We start from the raw sequence: 13,692 nt of genomic DNA, 5'->3' as shown, positions 1-13,692 counted from the left end.
TGACGTTGACCGCGAACCCCTTGGCCTTGGCGGCCTTGATCGCCGAGACCGCGCGATCGAACACGCCCTTCTGCGACACCGCCTTGTCGTGGTGGTCCTTGAGGCCGTCGAGATGCACCGAGAAGAACAGGTAGGTCGACGGCTCGAACAGATCGAGCTTCTTTTCCAGAAGCAGCGCGATGGAGCACAACGACACGAATTTATTGCGCGCCACCAGGCCGCGGACGATCTCGCCGATTTCCTTGTGGATCAGCGGCTCGCCGCCGGGGATCGCCACCATCGGCGCGCCGCATTCGTCGGCGGCATCCCAGCATTCCTGCGCCGACATGCGGCGGTTCAGGATCGCGTCGGGATAGTCGATCTTGCCGCAGCCGACGCAGGCGAGGTTGCAGCGAAACAACGGCTCGAGCATCAGCACCAGCGGATAGCGTTTTCGGCCAAGCAGCTTCTGCTTCATCATGTAGCCGCCGATACGCATCTCTTTGAAGAAGGGTATTGCCATTGCCATTACAAGTTTCTTTCTGGACTCAAAGTAGGGAAATTGATCAGCCCGCAGTCAGTTCGGCCGGAAGCCGGAATTCGATGTTTTCTTCCCGGCCCGGCAGCACCGAAACCTTGACCGGTCCGATCCGCCGCAGGGCCTCGATCACGTCATCGACCAGAACCTCGGGAGCCGAGGCGCCGGCGGTGATGCCGACGGCCTTGGCGTCTTTCAGCCATTCCGGGTTCAGCTCGCTGCCGTCGGCAATGAGATAACTCGCGACCCCGACCTCGGTGCCGATTTCGCGCAGCCTGTTTGAGTTGGAACTATTGGTGGCCCCCACCACCAGGATAACATCCACGAGCTTGCTGAGGTCCCTTACCGCAGATTGCCGGTTCTGTGTCGCATAGCAGATATCCCGGATGTCCGGGCCTTGAATATCCGTAAATCGGGCCTGCAGGGCGGCAATTATGTCTTTTGTGTCGTCCACGCTGAGCGTGGTCTGGGTAATATAGGCCACCGGGGTGTCCGTCGGCAGCGTCAGGCCCGCCACGTCGTCGACGTTCTGGACCAGGGTGACGGGGCCTGGAACCTGACCCATGGTTCCCTCGACCTCGGGATGGCCGGCATGGCCGATCAGAATCAGCGCCCGGCCTTTTGACATATAGCGCTTGCCCTGGTTGTGGACCTTGGTGACGAGGGGGCAGGTGGCGTTGAGCACCGGCAGGCCGCGCACCGCGGCCTCCTCCTCGACGCTCCTGGCGACGCCATGGGCGCTGAATACCGTGACCGCCAGCGGCGGTACTTCCGACAGATCCTCGACGAAGATGGCGCCCTTGTTCTTGAGGCTTTCGACCACGTATTTATTGTGGACGATCTCGTGCCGGACATAGACCGGCGGGCCGTATTTCTCGAGCGCGCGCTCGACGATCTCGATCGCGCGCACAACGCCCGCGCAAAAGCCACGCGGCTGCGCCAGATAAACTTCCATGGGATGCCCGTTACGCAGTTGCACCAAAATTACTCTCCAGGTCCGGCCAGCCCGGATCTCGGTCCGTCCTCCGGGTCTGCAATATCCGCACCACGCCCCGCGGCTCGCGTCCGCTCCGTCCAAGCCCATGGCGGGACAGAGCTTTGTGGCAAAAAACGGTGGGTTAGAAAAGGCGTCCTGCAACACGATCGCGTAACGGCGTTAAGTCGAAATAGGTATTATATTACAGTAATGCACAAGCCGTCGCGTATGAACCCCTGTTCGTCCCCACTGGTTCGTCACTTTACCGCCTGATCAAGCGGACTATATCAGCCTCGCAGCGCAGTTTCGGCGTATTTTGCGCTATTTGGTCGTGCACCCAACCAAAAGCCCTCAAAAACAACATTAGATCGCCCTGCGGAACTCCGGTAGACAGCGGGCGTTTCCGGCAAGCGGATAATCAGAAAGAATAGATGTGCTGACAACTATTGTCGTTTCGATTGTTAAGGCTTGCACGCGCTTTGCCGTCCCAACTGTCCTGATCGCACTCATCCTTGCGATCGCGTCGGGCTTCTACACAGCCCGCAACTTCGCCATCAACACCGACATCAACACCCTGATTTCGCCCGACCTGGATTGGCGCAAGCGCGACAATCAGTTCGGCGCGGCGTTCGATCGGGAACGCACCATCCTGGCCGTCATCGAGGCGCCGACCCCCGAACTCACCACCACGGCGAGCGCTGCGCTGGCGAAAAAGCTCGCGGGCGACAGCAAGAATTTCGAATCGATTCAGCCGCTCGGCTCCGGGGAGTTTTTCGAGAAGAACGGTCTCTTGTTCTTGCCCGCGGAGGAGGTCGGCAAGCTGACCAGCCAGTTCGCCTCCGCAGCGCCGCTGATCGAGATCATGGCCGGCGATCCCAGCATTCGCGGCCTGACCGGCGCGCTTGAAACCGGCCTTGCCGGCGTCAAGCGCGGACAGGTCAAGCTCGATAGTACCGAGCGGCCCTTCAACCTGATCGCCCAGACGGTCGAGACCGCGTTGAGCAAGGGCACCGCGACATTCTCGTGGCGCGAACTCACGAGCGACAAGCCGCTCACCGATTCCGACAAGCGCGCCTTCATCGAATTCAAGCCGATCCTCGATTTCAATGCGCTGGAACCCGGCAAGACCGCGACCGACGCGATCCGGCAGGCGGCCACCGAGCTCAATCTCGCGGGCGAATATGGCGCCCGGGTCAGGCTGACCGGCCCGGTGCCGATCGCCAATGAGGAGTTCGCGACGGTTCAGGACGGCGCCATCATCAACGGCATCGGCACCGTGGTCGTCGTGCTCGTCATTCTCTGGATGGCGCTGCATTCGTCGAAGATCATCTTCGCCGTGTTCGTGAATCTGTTCATCGGGCTTGCGATCACCACGGCGGCAGGCCTGATGATGGTGGGTTCGCTGAACCTGCTCTCGATCGCGTTTGCCGTGCTGTTTGTCGGATTGGGCGTGGATTTCGGCATCCAGTTCAGCGTCCGCTACCGCTCCGAGCGTTTCAAGAACGATGACCTGGCGCAGGCGCTGGCGATGGCGGCGGAACGCTCCGCGGTTCCGCTCTCGCTCGCGGCGATGGCGACGGCGGCCGGATTCCTCTGCTTCCTGCCGACCGACTACAAGGGCATCTCCGAACTCGGCAAGATCGCCGGTGCCGGCATGCTGATTGCGTTCCTGACCAGCATCACGGTGCTGCCGGCGCTCTTGAAGATGCTCAATCCGCCCGGTGAAATGGAGCCGGTCGGCTACGCCTTCCTGGCGCCGCTCGACGAGTTCCTGGAAAAGCACCGCGTCATCATCATCGTCGGCACGCTATTGATCGCGGTGGCCGGCCTGCCGCTGTTGTATTTCCTGAAATTCGACTTCAACCCGATCAATCTGCGCAATTCGCAGGTCGAATCGATCGCGACCTTTCTCGACCTGCGCAAGGATCCGAACACCGGCGCCAACGCCATCAACGTGATGACGAATTCGGAAGCCGAAGCCAGGAAGATCGAGGCCCGGCTGGAAAAGGTCCAGGAAGTGCTTCGCGTGATGTCGCTGGACAGTTTCGTGCCGGAGGATCAGCCGGCCAAGCTGAAGCTGATCGCGCAGGGGGCGAAGGTCCTGCTTCCCGCGCTCAACCCTGATTCGATCGATGCCGCGCCCTCCGACGAAGAGAACGTCGAATCCCTGAAGGGATCGGCGGAGGCCCTGCGCAGGGCCGCCGGCGACGACAAGGGCCCGGGCGCGGCGGCATCGCGGCGGCTGGCCGACGCACTGTCGAAACTCGCCGAATCGAACGAGGCGATGCGCAACAAGGTCCAGGCCATTTTCGTCACGCCGCTGAAGGTGACGCTCGATCAGCTCAAGAACTCGCTGCAGGCGCAGCCGGTCAGCCTGAAAACCCTGCCGGCCGATCTGGTGGCCGGCTGGAAGACCAAGGATGGTCTGATCCGCGTCGAGGCGCTGCCGCGCGGCGATCCGAACGACAACGAAACCCTGCGCACCTTTGCCAACGCGGTGCTGGCAGCCGAGCCGAACGCCATCGGCGGACCGGTATCGATTCTCAAATCGGGCGAAACCATCGTGCGGGCGTTCATCCACGCCGGCATCGGGGCGCTGGTCGTGATCAGCCTGCTGCTCTGGCTGACCCTGCAGCGCATCACCGACGTGCTGATGACGATGGTGCCGCTTCTGGTGGCGGGAGCGGTGACGCTGGAAATCTGCGTGCTGATCGGGCTGCCGCTCAACTTCGCCAACATCGTTGCATTGCCGCTGCTGCTCGGCGTCGGCGTCGCGTTCAAGATCTACTACGTCACGGCCTGGCGGTCGGGCCGTACCAATCTGCTGCAGACCAGCCTGACGCGCGCGATCTTCTTCAGTGCGCTGACGACAGCCACGGCTTTCGGCAGCCTGTGGCTCTCGAGCCATCCGGGAACGGCCAGCATGGGCAAGCTGCTGGCGCTCTCGTTCGTCATCACGCTGGCCGCGGTGCTGCTGTTCCAGCCGGCGTTAATGGGCAAACCGCGCGATGTCGGGGAGTAGGCAGATATCGCCGATGTCAGGGGGTTGGCCGGCCGCCTGCTTCTGACCGGGTTTGGCGGCCGGGCTGGCGGCGCCGGTGGTCTTCGGCGCGGCAGGCGCGGTTGCTGTCTGCACGCTCTTCGGCAAGGCCCCCGTGCTCTTCGGCGAGGCCCCTGTGCCCTTCGGTGCGCCCTTGGCCATGCTGTTGGTGGGGCTCGAGGGGATCGGGCCGGAGACGCGCGTCCAGGTCTCGCCGCCGCAGAGGAAGCCCAGCACACAGCCCTGAATCTCCATCTGATCGGAGCCGACCGGCTTGATGGTTGTGCTGTACATCTGGCCGTCCTTGGCGTTGTAGACTTGGCCTTCCCATTGATCGACGGCAGGCTTTTTCTTCATGTCGATCAGGATCGGCATTGCCAGGGTAGGCCTGCTCTGTTTCGAGACATCGGGATTGTTCTTGTCGCGGCCGCCCGGCGTCTTCTCCCAGGACACCGCGCCCCACATGCTGCCATTGCATTCGGCAACCCGGATGTTGGCGACACCGTCTGCCACCCGCCAGTCGCCGGTCGGATCCGCGGCCAGGGCAGATCCAAGGCCGGTCGCCAGGAAAATGGCTGAAAATGCAACGGAACGCATGATATTTCCTTGGCGGTGCAACATGGTTCTAACCTGTGACTAATGGATGATCCGAGCGGGGTTAAAACGCCGCAATGGGCGTTTTCAGTTGACGAAATGCCTACCAACCGACGTATGTAGCCAATGCTATATCCGAATCTAGACGTTTCCGAGATGTTTGTGGAGCGCCAGGCGCAGCGCAGTTCCATGCACACGCGCCATCTGAACGAGCAACTCGTACGGGTTCTCAAGACCATCGGCTATGACGTCGGTTTTCAGAAGGGGCAGGGTCAGTACCTGTTCGATCGCGACGGCGCACGCTATCTCGATCTACTGAGCGGATTTGGCGTTTTTGCGATTGGCCGCAATCACCCGGTGCTGCGCCAGGCCTTGAAGAGCGTCCTCGACGCCGATCTGCCGAATCTCGTGCAACTCGACGTCTCCACGCTTGCCGGCGTGCTGGCCGAACGCCTGCTCAAGCAGGTGCCGTATCTGGACAAGGTGTTTTTTGCCAATTCCGGTGCCGAGTGTGTCGAGGCCGCGATCAAGTTCGCGCGCGGCGCCACCGGCCGGCCGGGCATCGTGTACTGCGCGCATGCCTTCCACGGTCTGTCCTATGGCGCGTTGTCGCTCACCGACGACCCCAACTTCCGCGCCGGGTTCGAGCCGCTGTTGCCCGGCTGCACCTCGATCCCCTTCGACGATCTCGCCGCACTCGAGCACGCGCTGTCGTCGCGCCAGGTCGCGGCCTTCATCGTCGAGCCGATCCAGGGCAAGGGCGTCAACATCCCAAGCGATGACTTCCTGCCGGGTGCAGCCGCGCTGTGCCGCAAATACGGCACGCTGTTCATCGCCGACGAAATCCAGACCGGCATCGGCCGCACCGGAAAATTCCTCGCGGTCGAGCACTGGAATATCGAACCCGACATGGTGCTGCTGGCGAAAGCGCTGTCGGGCGGTCACGTTCCGGTCGGCGCGTTGCTGACGCGCAAGAGCATCTTCGACAAGATCTTCAATCAGATGGATCGCGCTGTGGTGCACGGCTCGACCTTTGCGAAGAACGATCTGGCGATGGCGGCCGGCATCGCGACGCTCGAAGTGATGGAGCACGAAAAACTGGTCGAGCAGGCGGCGCGGCGCGGCGCCGAACTCAAGCTGGCGCTGACCGGGATGATACCGGGCTACGAATTGCTGAAGGAAGTCCGCGGCAAGGGACTGATGATCGGCGTCGAGTTCGGCCCGCCGAAATCCCTCAAGCTGAAGGCGTCGTGGAATCTGCTGGAGAGCGCCAACAAGGGCCTGTTCTGCCAGCTCATCACCGTGCCGCTGTTCAAGGAGCACAAGATCCTCACGCAAGTCTCCGGCCACGGCAGCCACACCATCAAGCTGTTGCCGCCGCTGACCATCACGGAAGAAGACTGCAAGTGGATCGAGACAGCGTTCGATTCCGTCATCGCCGCCAGCCACAAGGTCCCCGGCGCGATCTGGTCGCTCGGCAAGACGCTGGTCGATAACGCGGTGCGGAAATCAGCGTAGGTCTTTGCGTCATTTCGCAATGAAGAGGATTTAGCCCGTCGTCTCGCTCTTTCATCTCTATTCGGCGGCTTCTACTCGACCGGCGTCAGGGAAGATTCAAGATTGGGAGGACGAACCATGGCACCGAGTTCGATCCGGGTGACCGCTGCTGCATTGATGCTGACGGCCGTCGCGGGCGGTGCGGTTGCGCAGGAGCGCGCGTTCGATTTCGCCCTGATCGGCGACATGCCCTATACCAAGGTGCAGGAAATCGAATATCAGCGGGTGCTCACGGCGCTGAACGCCAGCGACCTCGCATTCGTCGCCCACATCGGCGACTTCCAGTTCGACGCGACGCCGTATAATCGCAATCCTGCTGTCGCCGCGATGCCTTGCGTCGACGAGAATTACAGGGCGGTCTACGACTCGTTCCAGAGCATCCGCCACGCCTTCATCCTGACGCCCGGTGACAACGACTGGTCCGATTGCTGGCCGCTCGAGGCCAAAAAGGTCGATCCGCTCGAGCTGCTCGCCAAGGTCCGCACGTTGTTCTTTCCGGAAGGCTTGAGCCTCGGAAGGAAACCGATGGCGGTGCGCCATCAATCCGCCGATCCGAATTTCTCCAAATTCCGCGAGAACCTGCGCTGGTCCATCGGTGGCGTCACCTTCGTCACCGTCCACATCGTCGGCGAGAATGATAATTTCGGCCGCACCCCGGAAATGGACGCCGAGCAGCTGGAACGGAAGGCGGCGAACGTCGCCTGGCTGAAGCAGGCCTTTGCCGAAGCGAAAGCCGCCAACAGCCGGGGTGTGGTGATCCTGACCCAGGCCAATCCCGGATTCGAGAATTTCTGGCCGGCGAACGCCAGGACCCGCTACTTCCTGCGCTTCGTCCCGCGTGGGCAGCCCGTGCCGAGCCGGCCACTGGCGTTCGGCGACTACGTCCAGACGCTGTCCGAAGAGCTGGAGAGCTACGACAGACCGGTGGCCTTCCTGCATGGCGACACCCACATCTTTCGCATCGACAAGCCGCTCTACAGCAAGAAGACCAATCGTCTGTTCGAGAATTTCACGCGCGTGGAAACCTTCGGCTGGCCGGACAGCCACTGGGTTCGTATCTCGGTCGATCCCGCCGATCCGCAGCTGTTCCGCTTCAGGGCCGAGATCGTGCCGGAGAACGTGGTCAATCGGCGCGCCAACTGACGTGATCGACGCCAGCTCGCCTCAGGGCTTTGGATCGCCACTGTCCCGGCCAGCTTCGGCAATCAGCCTGTAGGAATGCAGCCGTGCCTCGTGATCGAACACGTCGGACACGACCATCAATTCATCGGCGCCGGTCTCAGTGACCAGGGCGTCGATGCCGGCCCGGACGGAATCGGGCGTGCCGATAATGGTGCGGGCGAGCATCTGCATGGCCTGGGCTTTTTCCATCGGCGACCAGTAGCTTTCGATATCGTCGATCGGCGGACGGCTGAGACCGCGCGCACCACGGAAGATGTTCGCGAAGGACATCTGTTGCGTCGTCGCCAGCCGCCGCGCCTCGCGTTCGGTGTCGGCCGCGATGATGTTGACGCCCACCATGGCGTGGGGCCGTGCGAGCTGGGCTGACGGCTTGAAGCGCTCGCGGTAGATTTCGAGCGCGGGAATGAGCTGGTCAGGGGCGAAATGCGAAGCGAAGGCGTAGGGCAGGCCGAGCGCGGCGGCGAGCTGCGCGCCGTAAGTGCTCGATCCCAGGATCCACAGCGGGACGTCGGTACCCGCCGCCGGCACGGCTTGCACGCGCTGGCCGGGCACCACGGCCGCGAAATAGGCCTGCAGCTCGAGCACGTCTTGTGGAAAATTGTCCGAGCCTCCGAGGGTACGGCGCAGCGCCTGGACCGTGACCTGGTCGGTGCCGGGCGCCCGGCCGAGGCCGAGATCGATGCGGCCGGGGAATAGCCGCGCCAACGTTCCGAACTGCTCGGCGATGATGATCGGCGCATGGTTCGGCAGCATGATGCCGCCGGCGCCGACACGAATGTGCTGCGTGCCTGCGGCGATGTGGGCGATGACCAGCGATGTCGCGGCGCTGGCAATGCCGGGCATGTTGTGATGCTCGGCCACCCAGAACCGGCGATAGCCCCAGCCCTCGGCATGCGCGGCGAGATCGCGGGCGTTATCGAGCGCGCCGCGCGCATCGGTCGCCTCCGTAACACGGACGAGGTCGAGAATGGACAGTGCTGTCATTGGGAACTTTCAAGTGAAGGTTCCTATGTAGGTGCACTCAGTCCTCAAGACCAGATCAGATATCGCTTCGCCGGTGCGGTGGGCGCGATTGCATCATTTTGTGCTGCACTTATGCTCCGCCTCGGCATAGAATTGCCCGCAGCCGACAGGATCACCACATGCCGACCGCGGGCCTCGCCCCATTGGACGAAACCATCACGATCGCGGAGCTCACGCGCGATCCCTATCCGATCTACCGGCGCCTGCGACGCGAAGCGCCGGTGTTGCGGGTCAAATCCGTCGGCCGCACCTTCCTCACCAAGGCCGCTGATACCAAACTCGTGAAGGACAACGCGGCATTGTTCAGCTCGAACGATCCGAACACGCCGATGGAGCGCGCCTTTCTCGCCCGTACCCTGATGCGCAAGGACCACGACGAGCACCGGACCGAGCGCATGGCGATGATGCCGGCCCTGATGCCGAAGACGATCGACCTGGTCTGGGCGCCGCTGTATGCGGAACTGGCCGCTGATTATCTCGACCGGTTGCCGCGCGGCGAGATCGTCGATCTGTTTCCCGCGCTCGCCGGGCCGCTGGCCGCGCGGCTTCTGGCGCATGCGATGGGTATTCCTGATGCCAGCGACGACGACATGCAGCGTTGGTCGCAGACGCTGATCGACGGCGCCGGCAATTTCGGCTGGACGCCGGGACCATTCGAAGCGACTGATATCGCCAATGCGGAGATGGACACCTGTATCCGCGCCAACGCCGAACGTGTGCGGGCGGAGCCGGATTCCTCGGCGCTATCCTTCATGGTGAACGCGAAGAACCCGATTCCGGAAAGCCAGATCACCGCCAATGTAAAGATCGCGATCGGCGGCGGCATCAACGAGCCGCGCGACGCCCTGCTGACGATCCTCTACGGCCTGTTGACCCATCCGGATCAGCTGGACGCCGTGCGCGCCGCCGACAAATGGCGCTCCGCCTTCGAGGAAGGGGTGCGGTGGGTGGCGCCGATCCAGGTGAGTTCACGGCTGGTGATGGAGGACACCGAGATTCGTGGGCACTTCATCCCGAAAGGCGATACCGTGATGACGATCCAGGCGTCGGCCAATCGGGACGAGGACGTCTTCGAAGATGGCGAGAACTACAACGCGCTGCGCGACCCCAATCCGCATCAGGCCTTTGGCAACGGCCCGCATCATTGCGCCGGTGCGCATCTGTCGCGGCGAACCGTGGGCGCCATCCTGCTTCCCATGCTGTTCGAGCGTTTCCCCAACATGAGCTTGCCTGATCCCGCCAGTGTGCGATGGCACGGTTTCGGTTTCCGGGGCCCGCTCAACCTGCCGGTTCTGCTGCAATAGGACGGTGCGGGGAGGGGCGGCTCTTCCACTTGCGTCGTCCCTGCGAACGCAGGGACCCATAACCCCAGTCGTCTGACGCGATGGCGTAATGGTGCAACAAGTCCGTAACACCATCCGCACCATCGACGTCACGGAGTATGGGTCCCTGCGTTCGCAGGGACGACGATTCTTTGCAACCGCACTACGGGTCGAATGCCGCCAACGCCTCGATTACCTTTCCCGGCGCCTCCTGCGCCACGCAGTGACCGACACCCTCGAACGTCCACTGGCTCACATCTGGAATCAGGGCGACGGCTCTTGCTGCCATCTCCTTGTAGACCGGCCAGGATTTTTCGGCGGTGGCGACGCGCACCGGACACTCGATTTGGGATAGCCAGGCGAAGGGATTGCCGCGTTCGTCGCCGGCATAGACCTGTTCCATCGCCTCGAAGATCGGCCCCAGCATCGCGGCTTCGATCTCCGGCCTGCACAGCAGTCCCATCCGGCCATCCGGCAGGGTCTCAAAACCATGCCGCACATAGGCCCACAGCGAGGCTTCGGACCAGTCCGCGAACGCAGGCGCCGCGCGAAAGCGCTGGAATGCTGCGGCCGCGCTGTCGAACTCGCGCTGGCGGCGCAACACGCCCTGCGCATAGGCCTTGCTGTTGTCGCCCGAGGCGGCATCGTCGGCCTTGGCCACGCGCGGATCCATCACCGTTGGCTCCATCACGAACAGGCGCTGGAAGCGCCGGGGCTTGAGTTTTGCGGCGAGCAGAAGATCAGTGGCGCCGGCGCTGTGGCCGACGCCGAAAATGTTCGTGAGGTCGAGCGCCTCGACCACGGCGCAGATATCGGAGGCGAAATCCAGGAAGTGATAGTGTTCCGCCGGCGGCTTGTGGCTGGCGCCGTGGCCACGGCGGTCGATGCCGTAGACGGTATACTTCGATGCCAGCTCGCGCGCGACCTCGTCCCAGACCTCGGCGACGAAGCCGGTGCCGTGCACCAGCAGCGCAGGCGGCTTGCTGGAATCGGCGTCGCCCCATCGCGCCAGCGCAATGCGCCCACCGGCGTGGTCGACCCACAGGCGATGCCGGTTCGTCATGGAGCAGCGCGCGAATCTTCGAGGATCATTGTCGCACCCTTTTCGGCGATCATCGCCGTCGGGGTATTGGTATTGCCGGACGTGATGGTCGGCATCACCGAGGCATCGACCACGCGCAGGCCGGCGAGGCCATGAAACCGCAGCCGTTCGTCGACGACGGCGAGGGGATCGCTGGCGGTGCCCATTTTGGCGGTGCCGACGGGATGAAAAATCGTGGTGCCGATATCGCCGGCGGCCTTTGCCAGCGACGCATCGTCATCGCCGACCGACGGTCCCGGCAGATATTCCTGCGGACGATAGCGCGCCAGCGCCGGCTGCTTCATCAGACGCCGCGTGGCGCGGATGGCGTCGGCGGCGACCTGGCGGTCGTCGCCGGTCGACAGATAATTCGGCGTGATCGCCGGCGCCTCGTCGGCCTTGGGCGAACGAATCCGCACGGTGCCGCGCGAGGTCGGCTGCAGGTTGCAGGCGCTCACGGTGATGGCGGGAAAGCGGTGCAGGGGATCGCCGAACTTGTCGAGCGACAGCGGCTGGACGTGGAACTGGATGTTGGCACGCTCGCGGGTAGCGTCCGAGCGGGTGAAGATGCCGAGCTGCGACGGCGCCATGGTCAGGGGCCCGCGGCGGCGGAACGCATAATCGAGCCCCATCAGGCCGCGCCGCAGCAGCGAGTAATAGGTCTCGTTGAGGGTGCGCACACCCTCCACCTTGTAGATCGCGCGCTGCTGCAGGTGGTCCTGCAGGTTGCGGCCGACGCCTTGCCGGTCGAGCACGGTCTCGATCCCGAGCGGCGCCAGCCAGTCCGCGGGTCCGATGCCGGAGCGGTGCAGCACCTGGGTCGATCCGATCGAGCCGGCGCACAGGATCACTTCGCCTTTGGCGCGGGCCTCGACCACTTCGCCGCCTTGCATAAAGCGTACGCCGACGGCGCGGCCCTGCTCGACGATCAGCCGGTCGACCAGCACGTCTTTTTCGAGACGCAGATTGGCGCGGTTCAACACGGGCTTGAGAAACCCTCGCGCGGAAGACCAGCGGCGTCCGCGCTTCTGGTTGACGTGGAAATAGCCGATGCCCTCATTGTCGCCGGTGTTGAAATCCGGAATTTTCCGAATGCCCATTTCCGCCGCGGCGTCGCCGACCGCGTCCAGAATGGCCCAGGACAATCGCGGCGCCTCGATCCGCCAGCCGCCGCCGGCGCCATGATGCTCGCTGTCGCCGAGGAAATGATCCTCGAGCCGCCGGAACGCCGGCAGCACGTCGTCATAGCCCCAGCCGGTGAGGCCGAGCTGGCGCCAGTGATCGTAGTCGGCGGCCTGTCCGCGCATCGAGATCATGGCGTTGATGGAGGACGATCCGCCGATCACCTTGCCGCGCGGATAGGCCAGCGAGCGGCCGTTCAGCCCGGCTTCCGGCTCGGTCCGGAACATCCAGTCCGAGCGCGGGTTGCCGATCGCAAAGAGATAGCCGACCGGGATATGAAACCAGATCCAGTTGTCGTTGCCGCCGGCTTCCAGGATCAGCACCCGGTTTTTCGGATCGGCCGACAGCCGGTTGGCGACGATGCAGCCGGCGGTGCCCGCGCCGACCACGATGTAGTCGAAATCACCTTCAATCCGCTTCATAAGCCACCACCGCGTCGCCCTCCATGGGCCCAAAGGCCATAGCGTCGCAGGCCTCGGCTGTACAGGCCGGAGGGCTGTTGGGCGGATAGCGGGTGCGTGCTAGACAGGGTCAAATCGCTCAAACCGCACCGGAATTCCCCATGCCCATCGTCAACCGCGTCGCCGATCTGCAACCCGATATCCAGGCCTGGCGCCGCGATATCCATCAACATCCGGAATTGATGTACGACGTGCATCGCACTGCGGCATTCGTGGCGGACCGGTTGCGGGAATTCGGCTGCGACGAGGTGGCTACCGGTCTCGGCGTTACCGGGGTGGTCGGCGTCATCAGGGGCCGCAAGCCCGCCGGCAAGGGCGACATCAAGGTGATCGGGCTGCGTGCCGACATGGATGCGCTGCCGATCGAGGAGGAGACCGATCTGCCCTATGCCTCGAAGACGCCCGGCAAGATGCACGCCTGCGGCCATGACGGGCATACCGCGATGCTGCTCGGTGCGGCCCGCTATCTCGCCGAGACCCGGAATTTCGCCGGCGATGCGGTGGTGATCTTCCAGCCGGCGGAAGAGGGCGGCGCAGGGGCCGCCGCGATGATCAAGGACGGGCTGATGGAGCGCTTCGCCATCGACCAGGTCTACGGCATGCACAACGGTCCCGGGATTCCGATCGGCTCGTTCGCGATCCGGCCCGGCCCGATCATGGCGGCGACCGATGCCATCGATATCCGGATCGAGGGGCTCGGCGGCCATGCGGCGCGGCCGCACAAATGCATCGATTCCGTGCTGGTCGGCGCGCAGCT

General features: G+C 63.6%; 11 protein-coding genes. 5 read left to right on the top strand and 6 right to left on the bottom strand.

The annotated features are described in order from the left end of the window. Window positions 1-502 (bottom strand): adenosyl-hopene transferase HpnH (hpnH, locus tag Q7T45_RS19615; protein ID WP_304872828.1); only part of this gene is annotated, 502 nt, incomplete at its 3' end. Window positions 503-545: 43 nt separating this feature from the next. Beyond that, the gene (ispH, locus tag Q7T45_RS19610; protein ID WP_304872827.1) at window positions 546-1,472 is read right to left on the bottom strand and encodes a 4-hydroxy-3-methylbut-2-enyl diphosphate reductase; all 927 of its coding nucleotides are present in this window, start codon (window positions 1,470-1,472) and stop codon (window positions 546-548) included. A gap of 454 nt (window positions 1,473-1,926) precedes the next feature. Here ispH and Q7T45_RS19605 point away from each other — a divergent pair, with 454 nt between their 5' ends. Then, window positions 1,927-4,515 (top strand): MMPL family transporter, encoded by a 2,589-nt coding sequence (locus Q7T45_RS19605; protein ID WP_304872826.1) that lies wholly within the window; start codon window positions 1,927-1,929, stop codon window positions 4,513-4,515. Here the strand turns inward: Q7T45_RS19605 and Q7T45_RS19600 are convergent. Further along, window positions 4,483-5,130 (bottom strand): DUF2147 domain-containing protein, encoded by a 648-nt coding sequence (locus tag Q7T45_RS19600; protein ID WP_304872824.1) that lies wholly within the window; start codon window positions 5,128-5,130, stop codon window positions 4,483-4,485. The genes Q7T45_RS19605 and Q7T45_RS19600 overlap by 33 nt on opposite strands. Before the next feature lie 123 nt (window positions 5,131-5,253). Between Q7T45_RS19600 and hpnO the strand changes: the two genes are divergently transcribed. Both hpnO and Q7T45_RS19590 read left to right on the top strand, forming a co-directional pair. Beyond that, window positions 5,254-6,645, top strand: a complete 1,392-nt coding sequence (gene hpnO / locus Q7T45_RS19595) for an aminobacteriohopanetriol synthase HpnO (protein WP_304872823.1) — start codon at window positions 5,254-5,256, stop codon at window positions 6,643-6,645. 117 nt (window positions 6,646-6,762) lie between these two features. Then, window positions 6,763-7,827: a hypothetical protein gene (locus Q7T45_RS19590; RefSeq protein WP_304872820.1), complete on the top strand. Its 1,065-nt coding sequence runs from the start codon at window positions 6,763-6,765 to the stop codon at window positions 7,825-7,827. Window positions 7,828-7,848: 21 nt separating this feature from the next. Here the strand turns inward: Q7T45_RS19590 and Q7T45_RS19585 are convergent, their stop codons facing one another. After that, window positions 7,849-8,850 carry an LLM class flavin-dependent oxidoreductase gene (locus Q7T45_RS19585; protein WP_304872818.1) on the bottom strand — a complete coding sequence of 334 codons (1,002 nt, stop codon included), beginning with the start codon at window positions 8,848-8,850 and terminating at the stop codon, window positions 7,849-7,851. 158 nt (window positions 8,851-9,008) lie between these two features. On the opposite strand from Q7T45_RS19585, the gene Q7T45_RS19580 reads away from it, so the two are divergent. Further along, the gene (locus tag Q7T45_RS19580) at window positions 9,009-10,193 is read left to right on the top strand and encodes a cytochrome P450 (RefSeq protein WP_304872816.1); all 1,185 of its coding nucleotides are present in this window, start codon (window positions 9,009-9,011) and stop codon (window positions 10,191-10,193) included. Between the two features lie 181 nt (window positions 10,194-10,374). Here the strand turns inward: Q7T45_RS19580 and Q7T45_RS19575 are convergent, their stop codons facing one another. Then, a complete protein-coding gene (locus Q7T45_RS19575) occupies window positions 10,375-11,274 on the bottom strand; it encodes an alpha/beta fold hydrolase (protein WP_304872815.1) in 900 nt (299 codons plus the stop codon). Further along, window positions 11,271-12,896 carry a GMC family oxidoreductase gene (locus Q7T45_RS19570; protein ID WP_304872813.1) on the bottom strand — a complete coding sequence of 542 codons (1,626 nt, stop codon included), beginning with the start codon at window positions 12,894-12,896 and terminating at the stop codon, window positions 11,271-11,273. Before Q7T45_RS19570 ends, Q7T45_RS19575 begins: the two co-directional genes overlap by 4 nt. A 140-nt stretch (window positions 12,897-13,036) precedes the next feature. Between Q7T45_RS19570 and Q7T45_RS19565 the strand changes: the two genes are divergently transcribed. Beyond that, on the top strand, window positions 13,037-13,692 hold a 656-nt coding region (locus Q7T45_RS19565; protein ID WP_304872812.1), incomplete at its 3' end, for an amidohydrolase.

Origin of the sequence: Bradyrhizobium sp., assembly GCF_030646015.1 — a bacterium.
GTDB lineage: Bacteria > Pseudomonadota > Alphaproteobacteria > Rhizobiales > Xanthobacteraceae > Bradyrhizobium.
Note: the sequence above shows the minus strand (reverse complement) of the source record. Positions and strands in the feature narration are given on the sequence as shown.